Below are 17,136 nucleotides of genomic sequence, written 5' to 3'. Positions count from 1 at the left end.
CGTTGGGCCACGACTTCGAGGTCAAGGACAGCCGCACCGTCTACGACGGCGCGATCATCACCCTCCGGGTCGACGACGTCGAGATGCCGGGCGGGCGCGTCGCCGAGCGCGAGGTCGTCGAACACTTCGGCGCCGTCGCGATCCTGGCGCGCGACGACGCCGGCCGGGTGGCGATGGTGCGGCAGTACCGTCACCCCATCGGCCGACGCCTGCTCGAGTTGCCCGCCGGGTTGCTCGACCAGGCCGACGAAGAACCCCTGGCCGCCGCCCAGCGCGAGCTGGCCGAAGAGGCCGACCTCGCCGCCGACTCGTGGCACGTCCTGGTCGACCTCGCGCTGTCACCCGGCTTCACCGACGAGGCGCTGCGGTTGTATCTCGCCGAGGGGCTGCACCATCTCGACGCGGCCGAACGCGTCGACGAAGAAGCCGACATGTCGATCGAGTGGGTGCCGCTCGACGACGCCGTCGCGAAGGTGTTGTCGGGGGAGATCGTCAACGCGACGAGCGTGGCCGGCATCCTGGCCGCGGCCGCAGCCGGCGGGTCGACGGCCGGCCTCCGCGGCGTCGACGCCCCGTGGCCGGACGAGCCGACCGCGTTACGGAACCGACGTGCCGACGATCGGGGCCGCCGGTCGTGACCCTGGCCGCCGACATCGCGCGCTACCTCGATCACCTGACGGTGGAGCGGGGTGCGGCGGCCAACACGGTGTCGTCCTACCGGCGCGATCTCGAGAGGTACCGCGGGTATCTCGACCGGCGGGGGATCCCGTCACTCGACGCCGTGACCGAAGAGGACATCCGCGAGTTCCTCGTCGAACTCCGTCGCGGTGACGCCGAGGCGGGCTTCGCCCCGCTCGCCGACAGTTCGATCGCGCGAACTCTCGTCGCCACCAGGCGTTTTCACAAGTTCGCGGTGGACGAGGGGATCGTGCCGACCGACGTCGCGCACGAGGTCCGGCCGCCGCGCGCGGCGCGGCGCCTGCCGAAATCCCTGCCGGTCGACGAGGTGCTCGCCATTCTCGATTCGGCCGGCGTCGAGGACCATCCGCGCGGGTTGCGGGACCGCGCGCTGCTGGAATTCCTCTACAGCTGCGGGGCGCGGATCTCCGAGGCCACCTCCCTCGATCTCGACGATCTCGATCTCGACGACATGCGCGCGGTTCGCCTCCGGGGCAAGGGCGGGAAAGAGCGTCTCGTGCCGCTCGGCGGGCCCGCCGTCCAGGCACTCGAGGCGTACCTCGTCCGCGGGCGACCCGCGCTGGTGTCACGGGCGACGCCCGCGGTGTTCCTGAACGCGCGCGGCGGGCGGCTCTCGCGGCAGAGCGCGTGGCAGGTGCTCGTCACCGCGGCCGAGCGCGCCGGCCTCGACAAGGCGGTCTCGCCGCACACCCTCCGGCACAGCTTCGCGACCCATCTGCTCGACGGCGGCGCCGACGTCCGCGTCGTCCAGGAACTGCTGGGCCATGCCTCGGTCACCACCACGCAGGTGTACACGCTCGTGACGGTCAACACGATGCGGGAGGTCTATGCCGTCGCCCATCCGAGGGCGCGTTGACCCCGCGGATCCCCCGGGCGCGCCGACGCCGGGATGACCGGGGAGATGTCCTAGGCTGATACGAGGCTCGGCCGTGGACGGACAGGACGACTGAACCACCGAGAAGCGGCATCGAACAGCGAAGGGAGCGGCGGACACGTGACCACTCCGAGCGCACCCCTGTCTGGCGCCCGTCCGGGAGGGTCTGGCGCCCGTCCGGGAGATCAGTACAGCATCCAGGTGTCGCCCGGAAACGACACCGAAGAGGCCGAGCACGATGCCGACGAGATCGGCCCCACCGGGCGGCCGTATCGCGACGTGCCCCAGCCCGCTCCGCTGGACCGTCACGGACCTGCCACGGTGATCGCGGTCTGCAATCAGAAGGGCGGCGTCGGCAAGACGACGTCGACCATCAATCTCGGTGCGGCGCTTGCCGAATACGGTCGTCGAGTCCTGCTCGTCGACCTCGACCCGCAGGGTGCGCTGTCCGCGGGACTCGGTGTGCCGCATCACGAGCTGGAACAGACCGTCTACAACCTGCTCGTGCCGCCGCAGGTGGCGACCGACGAGGTCCTGATGCGGACCCGCGTCGATGGTCTCGACCTGCTGCCCAGCAACATCGACCTGTCGGCCGCGGAGATCCAGCTGGTGACCGAGGTGGGTCGCGAGCAGTCGCTCGGCCGGGCACTGCATCCCGTGCTCGACCGCTACGACGTCGTCCTCATCGACTGCCAGCCGTCGCTGGGTCTGCTCACCGTCAACGCGCTGGCCTGCGCCGACACCGTGCTCATCCCGATGGAGTGCGAGTACTTCAGCCTGCGCGGGCTGGCCCTGCTCACCGACACGATCAACAAGGTGCGCGACCGGCTCAACCCGCGCCTGGACCTCGGCGGCATCCTGGTGACGATGTTCGACGCCCGCACGCTGCATTCCCGTGAGGTGATGGCCCGCGTCGTCGAGGTGTTCGGTGACGCGGTCTACGACACCGTCATCGCCCGCACCGTCCGGTTCCCGGAGACCAGCGTCGCCGGGGAACCGATCACTTCGTGGGCGCCGCGGTCGGCGGGCGCGAAGGCGTACCGGGCGCTCGCACGCGAGGTGATCGCCCGCAACGTCACGCCCGCATGACGACCGGCGCCGACCAGGCAGTCACCGAACCCGCCGTCCCCGAACCCGCCCTATCCGAACCCGGCGCGTCCGATTCGGTTGTTCCCGAAGGTGCTTCGAGCTCGGCGGAAGCGTCGTCCGAGGTCGGTGGCGAGGAGTCCGGTTTCCGGGTCAAGCTGCGCAACTTCGAGGGTCCGTTCGACCTGTTGCTGAACCTGATCTCGCAGCACCGCCTCGATGTGACCGAGGTGGCGCTGCACGAGGTGACCGACGACTTCATCGCCTACACCCGCGAACTCGGCCCGGAGATGGGGCTCGACCAGACGACCGAATTCCTCGTCGTCGCGGCGACGCTGCTGGATCTCAAGGCGGCTCGCCTGCTGCCCTCCGGCGAGGTCGATGATCCGGAGGACCTCGCACTCCTCGAAGCCCGGGACCTGTTGTTCGCGCGGTTGCTGCAATACCGCGCCTACAAGCAGGTCGCCGCCCTGTTCGGCGAACTCGAGGCCGCCGCGCTGCAGCGCTACCCACGCGCGGTGTCGCTGGAGAAGCGCTTCGAGGATCTGCTGCCGGAGGTCACCCTCGGTGTCGACGCCGACGGCTTCGCGCAGGTCGCCGCGGCGGGGCTGACGCCGCGTCCGGTGCCCACCGTCGGCCTCGACCATCTGCATGACGTCCAGAAGGTGTCGGTTCCGGGCCAGGCACGTCGGATGGCATCTCTGCTCAGTGCCGCACCGGGCACATGGCTGACCTTCGGCGAGCTGACCGCGGACTGCGAGAACGTGCTGGAGATCGTCGGTAGCTTCCTCGGCCTGCTCGAGTTGTTCCGGGAGCAGGCCATCACCTTCGAACAACCCGAGGCACTCGGCGATCTCGCGGTGATGTGGACGGGGGAGCGCGGTGCCGACGACCTGCGCATCGACAAGGCAGAGGACTACGGATGACTGATCACGCTCCTGAGGTCGACCACCACGACCCGACCGGCGCAGCCGAGGGAGAGGACCCGGGACCGGCCGAACCCGTGCAGACCGCTCTGCACGGGGAAGGGGAGGAGTACCTCGACGACGCGCGCCTCCGCTCCGCTCTGGAGGCGGTGCTGCTCGTCGTGGACACACCGGTCACCACCGAAGAACTCGCGAACGCCGTCGACCAGGATCGGACGCGGGTCCGGGAGACGCTGAACGCCATGTCGTCGGAGCTCACGGCGTCGGGCAGCGGCATCGATCTGCGCTTCGCCGGCGACGGCTGGCGTTACTACACCCGTGCGGAGTACGCCCCCTACGTGGAGCGGCTGCTGCTCGACGGCGCGCGGTCGAAGCTCACGCGGGCGGCGCTCGAGACGCTGGCGGTCATCGCCTACCGGCAACCGGTCACCCGGGCACGGGTGAGCGCCATCCGCGGCGTCAACGTCGACGGCGTGATCCGCACCCTCGTCGCTCGCGGACTGATCAACGAGGTCGGCAGCGAACCGACCACGAACGCGACGACCTATGCCACCACCGAACTCTTCCTGGAACGGCTCGGGCTGGCGTCACTGTCGGAACTGCCCGATCTGGCGCCCCTGCTGCCCGACGTCGACCTGATCGACGACCTCGACGAGGAGCTGCTGTCGGATCCCCGATTCGCCAAACTGTCCTCCCAACCGTCAGACTCGAATGAACTGATCATCGACGGTGGCACCACCACCGACTCACAGGACTGAGAGAACATGGCATCCGCTGGCCGAGATGGCTCACCGGGAAAACGCCGCAAGGGCGCGCCCGCACAACAGCCGCGAACCAAGAAGACCCACCGCAAGGGGTCGTCGAAGCCGAACGCCGAAGTGGGCCGGATCCGGTTGAACAACGCCCGACCGGCGCGGCACCAGACACCTGAGCACGGCGAGGGTGCCGGCGCCAACTACGTCGAAGACGGCGTCCGCCTGCAGAAGGTGCTCGCCCAGGCGGGAGTGGCCTCGCGTCGCGGCGCCGAGGAACTGATCGCGGCGGGTCGTGTCGAGGTCGACGGGGAGATCGTCACCGAGCAGGGTCTGCGCATCGACCCGGACACCGCGATCATCCGCGTCGACGGTGCCCGCGTCATCATGGACGAGACCCGTCAGTACCTGGCGTTCAACAAACCCAAGGGCTGGCAGTCGACGATGTCCGACGACCAGGGCCGTCCCTGCGTCGGTGATGTGGTCGCCGAGCGGGTCATGGCCGGTCAGCGCCTGTTCCACGTCGGCCGCCTCGACGCCGACACCGAGGGTCTGCTGCTGCTGACCAACGACGGTGAACTCGCGCACCGGTTGATGCACCCGTCGTTCGAGGTGCCCAAGACCTACCTCGCCACGCTCAAGGGCGAGGTGCCCCGCGGGATCGGACGTCGCATGCGCGAGGGCGTCGAACTCGACGACGGCCCGGTGACGGTCGACAAGTTCACCGTGATCGAGGTCCACGAAGGCCAGTCGCTGGTGCGGATCACCCTCCACGAGGGTCGCAACCGCGTGGTGCGGCGCATGATGGACGAGGTCGGCTTCCCGGTCGTCAAACTGGTTCGCACACACGTCGGTTCGGTGGCACTCGGCGAACAGCGCCCGGGCAGTCTGCGTGTTCTGGGCAACGACGAGGTCGGTGGGTTGTACAAGGCGGTCGGCCTGTGAGCGACGGAGCTTCGGAGTCCGCCGGCGGGACCACGCATGTCGTGGCGATCGACGGTCCGGCCGGTACGGGCAAGTCCTCGGTGTCCAAGCTCCTGGCGGCCGAGGTCGGCGCCAGTTATCTCGACACCGGCGCGATGTACCGCGCGGTGACCCTCGCCGTTCTCGATGCCGGTGTGGCGCTGGATGATCCGGCCGGAATCGCCCGCGTGGTCGCCGACGTCGCCATCGAGTTGGTCCCCGATGGGGACGGCGCCAAGGTCTTCCTCGACGGGCGCGACGTCTCCGGGCCGATCCGCACCGACCACGTCACCAGCGCCGTCTCCGCGGTCTCGGCGGTACCCGAGGTGCGCACCAAACTGGTTGCGCTACAACAGCAGAACGCGCAGGGTCGGTTCGTGGTAGTGGAGGGGCGCGACATCGGGACCGTGGTGTTTCCCGACGCCGACGTCAAGATCTTCCTCACCGCGACACCCGAGGCGCGGGCCGAGCGCCGGCACAAGCAGAATCTCGCCGGCGGTCGCGACAGCGACTACGACGCGGTGCTGGCGAGCGTGAACCGCCGCGACCATCTCGACTCGACACGCAAGGTCTCGCCGTTGCGCGCGGCCGACGACGCGACCGTCGTCGACACCAGCGACAAGACCCTCGACGAGGTGCTCGCGGAACTGAGCGGCCTCGTCGCGACCCGGATCGGAGCAGTGGAACGGTGAGTGACGACTACTCGAACGACCTCGCGGCGCTACCCGGCGACGGCACCTGGTCGGACGAATCCGAGTGGCAACTGACCGATGTCGGGGGAGCCGACGACGCGTCCGGTGTCGAACACATGCCGGTGGTCGCGATCGTCGGGCGGCCGAACGTCGGCAAGTCGACGCTCGTCAACCGCATCCTGGGGCGTCGTGAAGCCGTGGTCGAGGACATCCCCGGCGTCACCCGGGACCGGGTGTCGTACGCGGCGTCGTGGTCGGGCCGGCGGTTCACCGTCGTCGACACCGGTGGCTGGGAACCCGACGCGAAGGGCCTGCAGCAGGCCGTCGCCGCGCAGGCCGAGCTGGCGATGCGCACCGCCGACGCGATCGTCGTCGTGGTCGACGCCACGGTCGGCGCGACCGCGACCGACGAGGCCGTCGCACGGGTCCTGCGACGCTCCAAGACCCCGGTCATCCTGTGTGCCAACAAGGTCGACAGCGAGCGACTCGAGTCCGACACCGCATCGCTGTGGTCGCTGGGACTCGGTGAGCCGTATCCGGTGTCGGCCGCACACGGCCGCGGCGCCGGCGATCTGCTCGACATCATCCTGGACAAGCTGCCCGAGACCCCGCGGGAGGCACCGACTCTCGGCGGTCCGCGTCGCGTCGCCCTGGTGGGCAAGCCGAACGTCGGCAAGAGTTCGCTGCTGAACAAGCTCACCGGCACCGAGCGGTCGGTGGTCGACAATGTCGCCGGGACGACCGTCGACCCGGTCGACGAACTCGTCGAACTGGGCGGCAAGACCTGGAACTTCGTCGACACCGCCGGTCTGCGCCGCAAGGTGCGGACCGCGAGCGGCCACGAGTACTACGCGTCGTTGCGGACGCGGTCGGCGCTCGATGCGGCCGAGGTGGCGATCCTGCTGATCGACGCGTCGGAACCGATCACCGAACAGGACCTGCGGGTGCTGTCGCTCATCATCGAGAGCGGCCGCGCCCTCGTGATCGCGTTCAACAAATGGGATCTCGTCGACGAGGACCGTCGGTACCAGCTGGACAAGGAGATCGACCGCGAGCTGGCCCGCGTGCCATGGGCGCGTCGGGTGAACATCTCGGCGTCGACCGGCCGGGCCGTCCAGAAGCTGGTGCCCGCACTGGAATCCGCGCTCGACTCATGGGACAAGCGCATCTCGACCGGCCCGCTGAACAACTGGCTCAAGGACGTCATCGCCGCCAATCCGCCGCCGCTGCGCGGGGGCCGGCAGCCGCGCGTGATGTTCGCGACCCAGGCCTCGGTCCGGCCGCCGACCTTCGTGCTGTTCACCACCGGCTTCCTCGAGGCGGGCTACCGCCGGTTCCTCGAGCGGCGCCTGCGCGAGGAGTTCAACTTCGACGGTTCGCCCGTCCGGATCAACGTCCGAGTCCGAGACAAGCGGGAGCAGCGCCGCAAGCGCTGATCACCGTCCGGCACATCCGCCACCGTTGGGCAGGTCCGCCACCGCGCAGGTGGCGGACCTGCCCATCTCCGGTGGACGTGTCGCGCGCCGGTGGCGCACGACACCTGCTGTGAGATACTGCGTCTCGTGCTCATCCTGGCAATCATCGTTTTCGGCATGGTCATCGGCGCCCTGGCGCAGATCCTCCTCGGCGGCAAGAGCCTGCGCACCGTCGATTGGGGTCTCGCCCTGGTGGCCGGCATCGTCGGCTCCTTCGTCGGCGGACTGCTCATCAGCCTGCTCTCGGGCGACGGCCTCGAGCTCCGTCCCAGCGGCATCATCGGCTCGCTCGTCGGCGCCGTTCTGGTGACCGCCGGGTGGATCTTCTTCAAGAAGCGTTCGACCGTCTAGCAGCCGGTGTCAGATGTAGCGCTTCGTGGCGGCAGAAGCAACGGCACACTACATCTGGCCACCGGCCCCGAAATGAGGCCTGACCAGGCGATTGGTTCGGGACCGTGCTCGTCGGCTAGGCTTTACATCGCTCCGCTTCTCCAGGGAGCAACGGGCTGTGGCGCAGTTTGGTAGCGCACTTGACTGGGGGTCAAGTGGTCGCAGGTTCAAATCCTGTCAGCCCGACAGAAAACCCCGGTGAGCGTCGCTCACCGGGGTTTTGTTCTCGGAACCATCGACCGCTCACACGACCAGCGGCACCGCGACGTCGGCGCCGCCTTCCTCGGTGATCCGGGCACCCATCTGCGTGTACGTGGGCGCGGTGATGAACCCACCGGCGAGGAGTGCCTCACCCTGGCGGAACCCGGGCGACTCCGCCAGGAGGTGTTCGGGTACGAAGCCGAAGGTGTCGGCCAGCTCGGCGAGATCGCGTGGGGCGTTCATCCGCATCAGGCACAGGTTGTCGCACTGGGACAGGACATTGGGGTGGATCTTGGTCGGCCGCTGGGTCGACAGCAGCAGCCAGAGGCCGAACTTGCGGCCCTCGGCCGCGATCTGCACGACCCGGTCGATCAGCGCCTGCTCCACCGCGCTGGTGGCCTGCGGTGGGCATATGTTGTGGGCCTCGTCGATCACGATGAGTATCGGGCGCCGCTCGTCGCGGTGGGCCCAGAGGTGTTCGAGCACACTGAGAGCGGCAACCTTCGGTTCCGCTGGATGGGCGAACCCACCCAGGTCGAGCACGGTCGCCTGGGGTCGCTCGTCGATGACGTCGGTCGCTGCGAGGTCACCCCGCGCCCAGAGTGCCCAGTCGAGGACCTGCAGATTCTCGATACGCTTGGCCAGCCGCTGATGTCCGGGGTCGGCGGAACTGCGCAGCGCATCGAGGTAGGTCGTCTGGTCGGATGTCTCGGTGAGTGTGGCGTCGGCGTGCAGGAGGACGTTGTACTCGTCGGCGTCGGCGATCGGATCCAACTGCAAGACCGCGGCCTTCGCTGCCAGGGGCAGGGTCAGGAACCGTGTCCGCAACTGCGGTCCGTCACGTCGCGTCGAATGCAGGACCCGGATGTCAGAGGCCGCGATCGCGTCCGCGGCGGTGGGGTCGGCGGTGCTGCGTGTCTCGGGCAACCGGGTGAAATCCGCGTTCGGATCGAGGATCAGCAACGGGAGTCGGGTTCGGAGCAGCAGCTGTTCGAGAACCACGCCGAGCGCGTAGGTCTTCCCGGAGCCGCTCTGGCCGCACCAGAAGGTGTGCCGATTGAACTTCTCCGCGGTGAGGAGGACGTCGGTCGTCGCGTTGTCGCGATGGCTTCCCACTGTCAGCTGAACCACGCCCGTACCTTACTGGCACGGGCGGGATTCCATCGGATTACGGAGCGGTCAGCTCCTTGCGGAGAACGAACGCCCGGTCGCCGGTCTCGGGATCGCGCAGCGGGAACCCGTGCCGGGCATAGAAGCGGTGCGCGTCGACGTCGGGTTCGTCGACCTCGATCTCGAATTCCCCGGCGCCCCGTCGCGCCGCCTCGGCAACCGCGGCGGTGAGGACGGCACCACCGAGTCCGCGGCTGCGTTGGCCAGGCGTGGTGTACATCTCGTCGAGCAGGGCGATGCCGCCGTCGACCCAGACGTTTGTCCGGATGGTCACCAGGCCCAGCGAGGTGATCGGGTCGCCGGCCACGATCGCGAAAGTCGAACTGCGCGAGAGTAAATCGGTCAGTCGTTCGGCCAGGAAGTCCGGTCCGGGAGACGGTTCGCCGTACTCGCGGTTGAAGGCGTCGAGCAGTTCGGCCATGGTCGCCGCGTCGGCCGGTGTCGCCACTCGCGGGCTGTCGGGCTCGTTCACGGTCACCACCGTAGCCGCCCACCCGACGATCACCGGCGCAGGTCAACCCAGGGCGCCGAACCGGGCGAGTAGGCGGTCGACCGCACTGCAGTCTTGTAGAACTCGCCGTCGATCGGGGTCCTCGGCGGACTCGCGCAGCATCGTGGCGCCGTCCGGGATCCGCTCGGCGGCGAGGATGGCCGACCACGCGGCGGTGTCGGTCGCCGTGAACGCGTCGACGCCGTCGCGCAGCGCATGCGCCAGGACGAGCCGGTCGTCCGGGCCGAGCCGGTCGAAGACCATCGCGATCATCTCGCCGGCGACCGAGCCGTGCGCGCGCTCGTCGCGGCGATGCAGCGCGACGGTGGCTTGGTGAACCGGTTGGATCGTCCGATCCTCGGCGATCAACGTGAGGTAGTCCCCGATGGAGGTCTCGGCGACCGTCGCGTAGGCCAGGGTCGTGAGCGCCGCGGCTCGTGCCGACTCCGCACGTGCGAGCGCAGCGCGATGGCGGCGCACCATCAACGACTCGGGCAGTGTGGCATCCGGAAGCGTCCAGGCACGCCGACGGCGGGTCAGCGCGGACGCGTTCAGATGCATCAGCGTGTGGTACTCCTCGTCGACCATCGACTGGACGACCGCCGCCCTCCCGGCGTCGGAGAACCCGGTGCCGAACGCGTCCCGGAACAGCAATCCGAAACCGGGTGTGACCACGTCTTGTTCGATGTCGACGACATTCTTGTTGTACGAGATCCACCCCCACGCCCGGACCCGGGACCGGCGGTCGTCGTCGAGCCGGTTCCATCCCGGATGTCCGGCGAAGGGGAGCAGTGTCTCGGGATAGTCGACGCAATCGTCGTCGTAGAGATCGTCCATCGTGGGGCCGTCGAGTTCGGGCTCGGTGCGGCGCACCGTGGCCCGCCGCGACCAGCTGCGCACCAGCCCACGGATCACCGCCGTCTCCACCGGGTCGGCGGCGTCGTGGTCGGGCAGCGTGCCGGTCACGACGCCAACCCGGCGAACAGTCGCGCGCACAGCCCGGCATACTCGCTGCCGCGATCGCCCAGCGGCGCTCCGGCCCGGGCGAGCAGTGCCGTGAACTCGTCGCTGTCGCCGTCGCAGGTGGCGGAGACCCGGGACACCGCACGCGCCAACGCATCCCGGGCCGTCGACGCGCACGGGTTCGACGACTGCACGTCCCGGTACACCTCCGGTGTCCCACCGGCGACGCGCGCCAGCATCGCCGACATCGTCATGAACGGTGGGGTGGCCAGTGTCGCCGCCTCATCGGCCTCGACGCCGAGATCGGCGAGCGCGACCCCGAACGACAGGATGGTCGCATGGGTGAGGGCCTGCACCGCGGCGCACAGGCGGTCGTGCCGATCGGCGGTGGTGACCTGCACGCGAGCGCCCCACCTCGCCAGGTCGTCGATCAGGCGGTCCACGCCGGGTCCGTCGCGATGGACGACCACCGCGATCGCCCGGCCGGGCAGACCGAGGGACGGGGCGAACATCGGGTTCACGCCGACGGCCGGGCCCGTTGTGGCGCAACGGCTCCCGTCCGGTCCGCCGACGGCCGCCGCGAACCGGGTCTTCACCGACAGCGTCTCCACCAGCATCGCGGTCGGGCGCATCAGTGATCGCACCGTCCCCAGCGAGGCGACGGCGACATTCTCCGGTACCGCGAGGACCACGATGTCCGCCGCGCGCACCCGCGCGGTCGCCTCTGGGCCGGGGGCACGGATGTCGTCGCCGGAGGTGGCGTCCAGGATGTGTACGAGGTCGCCGCCACTGCGCCACCGGTCGGCGAACATGGATCCCACCGCCCCTGCTCCGCCGGCCACGACCACCGACCGCGCACCGGGGGCGGCCGATTCGGTCACGGGCCGCTCTCCTCGGCGACGGACAGGCAGCGTCGCATGGTCAGGGCCTTGACCATCGTCTCCTCGAACTCCTCGTCCGGATCCGACAGCGCGACGATCGCTCCGCCGACCCCGAAGGTCACCTCGGAACCGGTCGCCACCATCGTGCGGATCACGATCGACAGGTCAGCGGTTCCGGTGAGCGAGAAGAAGCCGATCGCCCCCGAGTACACGCCCCGCGGACCCGCCTCGAGTTTGTCGATGATCTCCATCGTGCGGATCTTCGGTGCGCCGGTCATCGAACCGCCGGGAAAGGCCGCCCGCACACAGTCGACCGCCGACACCCCGTTCCGCAGCGTCCCCCGCACGGTCGACACCATTTGATGCACGGGTGCGTAGGTCTCGATGTCGAACAGTGACGGCACATGCACCGACCCCGGGACGCAGACACGCGACAGGTCGTTGCGGACGAGGTCCACGATCATCAGGTTCTCCGACCGGTCCTTCTCGCTCGCCCGTAGCGCGGATCGCAAGTGGTGGTCCTCGGTGGGATCGGCCGACCGCGGCCGTGTCCCCTTGATCGGCTTCGACTCGACCGTCCCGTCGGCACCGATCTTCAAGAACCGTTCCGGCGACGCGCTGAGCACCGACATCCCGGCGAACTGCAGCAGGGCGTTGTAGGGCATCGGGCTGATCTCCCGCAGACACGAATACCCGGACACGGGGTCGAGGCTGCGGTGCACGGTCGCCGAGTTCGTCAGACACACCTCGTACGACTCCCCGGACCGGATCTCCGCCAGACAGTCCTCGATGAGCCTCAGGTACGTCTGGCGGTTGTGGCGGAACACGATCGGCACCTCGTGGGGCGCCGGGACCAGCGGGAGAGTCGTCGCCGGAGCGGGTGTGGCGGTTCGCATCTCCCGAATGGTCGACGCCGTCTCGTCCAACCACGTCGCGACATCGGGATCCGGGCTCTCGGCTGCTTCTAGTGCGAGCACATACGCACACCCGTGTCCGTGGTCGATCACCACCGCGCGGTCGGCGAACACGAGCGCCGCGTCGGCCTGCTCGGAGGCATGCGCCAGCTGGCCGCCGGTGTCCGCTTTGAGCTCGTAGCCGAGATAGCCGACGTACCCCAGACAGAACGCGAACGGCAGCTCAGGTTGCGCAGCCACCGCACGCGCCCGCAGCTGGGCGTCGAGGTAGTCGAAGAAGGTGCTGCGGACCTCCTCCGCTGTACCGTTCGAATGTTCGACTCGCACAGTCATTTCCGGGACCCGGTAGGTCACATACTCGGCGTGGGGACCCGAGCAGTCTCCCATGACGGAGTAGCGACCGTCGGTCTCCTCGGCCGCCGACCGGTCGAGCCAATAGCTGTTCGGGCCACCGGCGAACAGTCGTTCATAGACGCTGTTCGGGTCCACCACGTGGTCCACCCGAACCGATCGGACCCGGTAACCCTCGTGCCGATTCCCCGCCGATTCACTCCCCGCCGATTCACTCGCCGACGCCTCACTCGCCGGCCGCTCCGTCGTCGCCGACGCCCGACTCGCCCCGGCCGAGACCCCGCGGTGCGCTCGCACCCGTGTGGCCGCCGCGAAGTTGGCCAACAGCTCCCGGCCGTACTCGCTGCAGATCGACTCCGGATGGAACTGCACTCCCCACATCGGCAACACCCGGTGGCGCACCGCCATCAGGACGCCGTCGTCGGACCACGCCTGATCCTCCAACTCGTCGGGGACATCCACCACCGCCAGCGAGTGATACCTGACCGCCCGGAACGGGGAGGGGAGCCCCGTGAACAAGCCGCGGCCGTCGTGGTGGACGGCGCTGAGTCGTCCGTGCCGCGGTTCGGGGGCCCGTACCACCGGGCTGCCGAACACATGGCACAGGCCCTGGTGGCCCAGGCACACCCCGAGCACGGGTAGTCCGCTGTCGGTCAGCGCCCGTGCGCTGATCCCGAAGTCGCGGGGGTGATCCGGACGGCCCGGGCCGGGGGAGACCACCACGTTGTCGAAAGCTGTCAGGTCCACCGACGTCCAGGGCACATCGTTGGCGACGACGACCGGCTCCCGGCGGTTGACCTGGGTCAACAACGCGTACAGGTTGTACGTGAACGAGTCGTAGTTGTCGATCAGCAGTGTGCGCACCGGGTCCACCTCAGTCCGCGCTCGCGACGGCGGACGGGTGTCGGGCGGGGTCACGATCGTGCCCCGCTCGCTGCGACTTCTCGGTCCCGACGATCAGATCCTCGACCCGACAGGTCTCCGAGATCATGAGGTCGTAGAGGGCATGTAGGAAATCGGTGGAGAGGTCGTGATCGATGGCGAACCGGTGGGCGTGTTCGTGTACAGCGCCGACCCGGCGCGGCTGCATCACCGGGATGGCGTGCCGTCGTTTGAGTTCCGCGATGCGTGTGCAGACCTCGATCCGGGCCCGCACGTCTTCGAGCAGACGGTCGTCGATCCCGTCCAATTCCGTTCGCAGGGCTTCCAGTTCGCGTGCGGTGGGGTCGTCTCCACCCGGCGCACGGCTGTTGATGTTCGTCGATCGGGTCATGGCGCGACCACCTAGCAGTGTCCGAAAGTGCGGCCCGCCGACTTGACCCGCCCGACATGCGGCGCCTGCCCCCGTGCGGCATTGCGCCCGGCCCGCGTTCGCGAACCGCATCCCCGACTCGGTCCATGGTCGCACCGAGCGTGCATGTCGCGAGGGGCGTTGACGTCACCAGGTGATCACGATTCGCCAACGACCAGTACGTCAGCGCACGAGATCCGTTGCCGGGGCGGCGGTTCGAATGCGGCAAGTCCGACCTTCCGGGCTTCGTTGCCGAGACCCTTTGCGGCGCTTACTTTCCGGCGTGCCGGAGGTGTCCGTAGAGGGCGGCGCGATAGCCGCGTGTGTAGCTCGGTTCCTCGTCGTCGGGGTCCGGCGGACACGCGAGCGTCGACGACGCCAGTTGTCGCGCCCACGGCGCGGGAAGCGCACCGAGATCGGCCGCGGCATCGACGAAACCTTGCTGGAACAGGTCCGGATCGAGGTGCTCGTCGAGTTCGGCGTCGAAGATCGGGAACGAGGTGGGCAGGCGCGTGACGACGCCGTACTCGGTGACGATGTCGAGTTCGGGGAGGTCGGAGTCGGGATTCTTCAACGGACCGAACGCCTCTCGGCCAGGGTGCGATACAGGGTCGCGCGGCTCACCCCGAGCTCTTGCGCGATCCTGGGTACGGAAACCCCCTGCGTGCGCATCTGTTCGGCGCGCACCACCTGATCGGCATCGAGCGCCCGCGGCCGGCCGATCGCCGACGTGGACCCACGCAGGGTTCTCGGCGTGGAACGGTCCGACCGTCTCGGCGCGTCGTCGTCGAGTTCGGCCAGCGACGCCAGCACCGCGACGACCATCGCTCCGGCCGGGTCGGCGGTGTCGATTCCCTCGCGGAGCGAGCGCAGTCCGATGCGGCGCCCGGCCATCTGGTTCGCGACCTCCATGACCTCGCGAACGTTCCGGCCGAGGCGGTCGATGCCGACGACCACCGTGGTGTCGCCGGCTCGCGCGTAGTCGAGGAGGGCGGCCATCCCGGGCCGCTGACCCGCGGGCGCGGAGCGATCGGTCGCATCGGTGTAGATCCGCGCGGGGTCCACCCCGGCATCGGTGAGCGCGTCGATCTGGGGCGCGAGCGCGTGGGCACCGGGGGAGTCGCGTGCGTAACCGAGGGCCATCCCCGACGGCTGTGTTGCGTCTGCTGTCACCGCGACAGCGTATCTCAGAAGTATCGAGACAGACTCAAAAGACGCGCCCATGTTTCGAGACATGTGACGCAGCGGGGATATCGGGTCTCGATAGTCGCAAAAATAGTCTCGAAAGAGGGGAGATGACTCAGGTGCGGCCGCGTGCGGGGTTCACCCGTTCGCGCCGCTTCACCGCGTTGTGCCGCGCGGGCGTCGCGCCGGCGCTACCGTCGCACCACGGTCGTCGGAGGAGGTACATCCATGGGGCTCGCTCACTCGGACAGTCACTCGACGGAACCGCGCCTCGTCGAGACGCCGACCGGGCCGGTCGAATATGTCGACGTCGGATCCGGGCCACCGCTGGTGTTCGTGCACGGGTCCCCGGGTGGCTGCGACCAGGGAGTCCTGATGACGCGCTTCCTGGCCGGGACGCATCGCGTCATCGCGGTCTCTCGACCGGGCTACCTGGGTACGCCCCTGGGCGGCGACAATAGAGATCCGGCCGCGCAGGCGGCACTGGTCAGGGCGGTGCTGGATTCGGTGGGGATCGATCGTTTCGGGCTGATGTGCTGGTCCGGTGGCGGGCCCGTCGCCTACTCGTTGGCGGCTTCCGTACCCGAGCGGGTGTACGCGATCGTCGCGGTCGCCGCGGTCAGCACCCGCTTCGATCCGCGGAGCAGCCTGCGTGGACGACTCGAACTGTCCGAGGAGAAGCTTCTCTTCAGTCGTTTCGGTCAGTGGCTGGCGACCACGGTCGCGTCGAAGGCGCCGTCCACGGCCATCTCGACACTCCTGTCCGGTGAGGGAGACCTGTCGCGTGTACAGATCAGGGCGCTCACCGCGGAGATCATCGCCGATGACGACCAGCGCACGCTGGCGATCGATCTGTTCGACACCGTGTCGGGGTCGCGAAAAGCTGGTTTCGACAATGACTTCGACCAATTTCGCGAACTCGACCTACCGCTCGCGGAGGTGACCGCACCCGTGCTGGCGATACACTCCCGAACCGACGCCGACGTCCCGTTCGATCAGAGTGTCCATGCCGCGCAGACGCTGCCCGATGCTCGCCTCGAAGCCGTCGACGAGGGAACGCACCTGTCGTTGTGGCTCGGCTCGGACGCTCCGAGGCTGCAGTCGCTGGTCGTCGAACATCTGTCCGGGGCGTCGCGCACATGACGCTCGACGCTCGAGGATGCCGGATCACGAACTCACGTCGCGTGCGACATCGGTCCGCTGATGCGACTTCGATCCCAGGGCCGGCGTAGTCGGCTGGGCTCCTGATCAGAACAGTGTCGGCGGGAGAGCGCCCTCGAACTCGAGCAGCCAGCGTTTGGTCGCCAGACCCTGACCGTCCGCGCCGCCCGAGTAGCCGCCGAGTCCGTCGCCGGCGACGACGCGATGACACGGGATGATCAACGGCAGGGGGTTGATCCCCATGATCGTGCCGACGCCGCGCGCAGAGACCCGCGTGCCGCTCATCGCCGCGAGTTCGCCGTAGGTGACCGTGTCGCCGTGGGCGACCGTCCGGTGCAGCGTCGACAGGACCGCCCGGGCGGCGTCCGACATCCGATCGAGATCGACAGGCAGGTCGAACTCGGTCAGGTCACCGGCGAAATAGGCGCGGATCTGTCGAATCGCCTCTGCGAGAACGGGATCGATGGTCTCGTCATCGGTCGGTACGTCGGTGGTCACTCGCCAGGCCACGCGCACGACGGCCGATCCATTGCTGTCGACGGCCACGGTGCCGACCGGCGTCGGTACGAGAGCACGGCATGGTGTGGTCATCGGTGAGATCTCACGGTCGAGGTCAGGTCCGGCCACACAGTATCGGAGAGTCACGACACAGACGGCGCTGCGGGGAATACC

General features: G+C 68.8%; 19 protein-coding genes and 1 tRNA gene. 11 read left to right on the top strand and 9 right to left on the bottom strand.

Going from position 1 to position 17,136, the window contains the following annotated elements:
• Positions 1–2 precede the first annotated feature (2 nt).
• The 10 genes from B1818_RS20520 (at position 3) to B1818_RS20475 (ending at position 8,043) form a co-directional block, all read left to right on the top strand.
• Positions 3–638, top strand: a complete 636-nt coding sequence (locus B1818_RS20520; protein ID WP_058253154.1) for an NUDIX hydrolase — start codon at positions 3–5, stop codon at positions 636–638.
• Entirely contained in the window at positions 635–1,555 is a 921-nt protein-coding gene (gene xerD, locus B1818_RS20515; RefSeq protein ID WP_058253155.1) for a site-specific tyrosine recombinase XerD, read from the top strand. Before B1818_RS20520 ends, xerD begins: the two co-directional genes overlap by 4 nt.
• Positions 1,556–1,714: 159 nt before the next feature.
• Positions 1,715–2,662 carry a ParA family protein gene (locus tag B1818_RS20510; protein ID WP_058253217.1) on the top strand — a complete coding sequence of 316 codons (948 nt, stop codon included), beginning with the start codon at positions 1,715–1,717 and terminating at the stop codon, positions 2,660–2,662.
• Positions 2,659–3,585, top strand: a complete 927-nt coding sequence (locus B1818_RS20505; RefSeq protein WP_078113836.1) for a ScpA family protein — start codon at positions 2,659–2,661, stop codon at positions 3,583–3,585. The genes B1818_RS20510 and B1818_RS20505 overlap by 4 nt, the downstream gene beginning before the upstream one ends.
• Positions 3,582–4,343: an SMC-Scp complex subunit ScpB gene (gene scpB, locus B1818_RS20500; RefSeq protein WP_078113826.1), complete on the top strand. Its 762-nt coding sequence runs from the start codon at positions 3,582–3,584 to the stop codon at positions 4,341–4,343. The genes B1818_RS20505 and scpB overlap by 4 nt, the downstream gene beginning before the upstream one ends.
• A 6-nt stretch (positions 4,344–4,349) precedes the next feature.
• Positions 4,350–5,282: a pseudouridine synthase gene (locus tag B1818_RS20495; protein WP_058253158.1), complete on the top strand. Its 933-nt coding sequence runs from the start codon at positions 4,350–4,352 to the stop codon at positions 5,280–5,282.
• Positions 5,279–5,992 (top strand): (d)CMP kinase, encoded by a 714-nt coding sequence (cmk, locus tag B1818_RS20490; protein WP_058253159.1) that lies wholly within the window; start codon positions 5,279–5,281, stop codon positions 5,990–5,992. The genes B1818_RS20495 and cmk overlap by 4 nt, the downstream gene beginning before the upstream one ends.
• Positions 5,989–7,428, top strand: a complete 1,440-nt coding sequence (gene der, locus B1818_RS20485; RefSeq protein ID WP_078113825.1) for a ribosome biogenesis GTPase Der — start codon at positions 5,989–5,991, stop codon at positions 7,426–7,428. Before cmk ends, der begins: the two co-directional genes overlap by 4 nt.
• A gap of 126 nt (positions 7,429–7,554) precedes the next feature.
• Positions 7,555–7,818, top strand: coding sequence for a GlsB/YeaQ/YmgE family stress response membrane protein (locus B1818_RS20480; protein WP_058253218.1), 264 nt, complete (start codon positions 7,555–7,557; stop codon positions 7,816–7,818).
• A 151-nt stretch (positions 7,819–7,969) separates the two neighbouring features.
• Positions 7,970–8,043, top strand: a tRNA-Pro gene (locus B1818_RS20475).
• A 57-nt stretch (positions 8,044–8,100) separates the two neighbouring features.
• Here the strand turns inward: B1818_RS20475 and B1818_RS20470 are convergent.
• From B1818_RS20470 to B1818_RS20435, 8 genes are all read right to left on the bottom strand, one after another.
• Positions 8,101–9,189: an ATP-binding protein gene (locus tag B1818_RS20470; RefSeq protein WP_254859773.1), complete on the bottom strand. Its 1,089-nt coding sequence runs from the start codon at positions 9,187–9,189 to the stop codon at positions 8,101–8,103.
• 37 nt (positions 9,190–9,226) lie between these two features.
• A complete protein-coding gene (locus tag B1818_RS20465; RefSeq protein WP_058253219.1) occupies positions 9,227–9,700 on the bottom strand; it encodes a GNAT family N-acetyltransferase in 474 nt (157 codons plus the stop codon).
• A 42-nt stretch (positions 9,701–9,742) separates the two neighbouring features.
• Positions 9,743–10,684 (bottom strand): diiron oxygenase, encoded by a 942-nt coding sequence (locus tag B1818_RS20460; RefSeq protein WP_078113824.1) that lies wholly within the window; start codon positions 10,682–10,684, stop codon positions 9,743–9,745.
• Positions 10,681–11,562 carry a prephenate dehydrogenase dimerization domain-containing protein gene (locus B1818_RS20455; RefSeq protein WP_078113823.1) on the bottom strand — a complete coding sequence of 294 codons (882 nt, stop codon included), beginning with the start codon at positions 11,560–11,562 and terminating at the stop codon, positions 10,681–10,683. Before B1818_RS20455 ends, B1818_RS20460 begins: the two co-directional genes overlap by 4 nt.
• Positions 11,559–13,700 carry an aminodeoxychorismate synthase component I gene (gene pabB / locus B1818_RS20450; RefSeq protein ID WP_139363059.1) on the bottom strand — a complete coding sequence of 714 codons (2,142 nt, stop codon included), beginning with the start codon at positions 13,698–13,700 and terminating at the stop codon, positions 11,559–11,561. The genes B1818_RS20455 and pabB overlap by 4 nt, the downstream gene beginning before the upstream one ends.
• Before the next feature lies 1 nt (position 13,701).
• Positions 13,702–14,100, bottom strand: a complete 399-nt coding sequence (locus tag B1818_RS20445; RefSeq protein ID WP_078113822.1) for a chorismate mutase family protein — start codon at positions 14,098–14,100, stop codon at positions 13,702–13,704.
• A gap of 289 nt (positions 14,101–14,389) precedes the next feature.
• Positions 14,390–14,692, bottom strand: a complete 303-nt coding sequence (locus B1818_RS20440; protein WP_065629820.1) for a hypothetical protein — start codon at positions 14,690–14,692, stop codon at positions 14,390–14,392.
• On the bottom strand, positions 14,689–15,261 hold the full coding sequence (locus B1818_RS20435; RefSeq protein ID WP_078113821.1) for a recombinase family protein: 573 nt from the start codon (positions 15,259–15,261) through the stop codon (positions 14,689–14,691). Before B1818_RS20435 ends, B1818_RS20440 begins: the two co-directional genes overlap by 4 nt.
• Before the next feature lie 270 nt (positions 15,262–15,531).
• Here B1818_RS20435 and B1818_RS20430 point away from each other — a divergent pair, with 270 nt between their 5' ends.
• Positions 15,532–16,446 (top strand): alpha/beta fold hydrolase, encoded by a 915-nt coding sequence (locus B1818_RS20430; RefSeq protein WP_078113820.1) that lies wholly within the window; start codon positions 15,532–15,534, stop codon positions 16,444–16,446.
• A 105-nt stretch (positions 16,447–16,551) separates the two neighbouring features.
• Here the strand turns inward: B1818_RS20430 and B1818_RS20425 are convergent, their stop codons facing one another.
• On the bottom strand, positions 16,552–17,055 hold the full coding sequence (locus B1818_RS20425; protein ID WP_068972186.1) for a methylated-DNA--[protein]-cysteine S-methyltransferase: 504 nt from the start codon (positions 17,053–17,055) through the stop codon (positions 16,552–16,554).
• Positions 17,056–17,136 lie beyond the last annotated feature (81 nt).

Source organism: Gordonia sp. IITR100, from assembly GCF_002009645.1.
GTDB classification, from domain to species: domain Bacteria; phylum Actinomycetota; class Actinomycetes; order Mycobacteriales; family Mycobacteriaceae; genus Gordonia; species Gordonia hongkongensis.
Note: the sequence above shows the minus strand (reverse complement) of the source record. Positions and strands in the feature narration are given on the sequence as shown.

Excerpts from the sequence above, each read along its gene's own strand:
- B1818_RS20505 (WP_078113836.1), top strand. The coding sequence starts at position 2,659 with ATGACGACCGGCGCCGACCAGGCAGTCACCGAACCCGCCGTCCCCGAA.
- scpB (WP_078113826.1), top strand. The coding sequence starts at position 3,582 with ATGACTGATCACGCTCCTGAGGTCGACCACCACGACCCGACCGGCGCA.
- B1818_RS20495 (WP_058253158.1), top strand. The coding sequence starts at position 4,350 with ATGGCATCCGCTGGCCGAGATGGCTCACCGGGAAAACGCCGCAAGGGC.
- B1818_RS20445 (WP_078113822.1), bottom strand. The coding sequence starts at position 14,100 with ATGACCCGATCGACGAACATCAACAGCCGTGCGCCGGGTGGAGACGAC.
- B1818_RS20435 (WP_078113821.1), bottom strand. The coding sequence starts at position 15,261 with ATGGCCCTCGGTTACGCACGCGACTCCCCCGGTGCCCACGCGCTCGCG.
- B1818_RS20430 (WP_078113820.1), top strand. The coding sequence starts at position 15,532 with ATGGGGCTCGCTCACTCGGACAGTCACTCGACGGAACCGCGCCTCGTC.
- B1818_RS20425 (WP_068972186.1), bottom strand. The coding sequence starts at position 17,055 with ATGACCACACCATGCCGTGCTCTCGTACCGACGCCGGTCGGCACCGTG.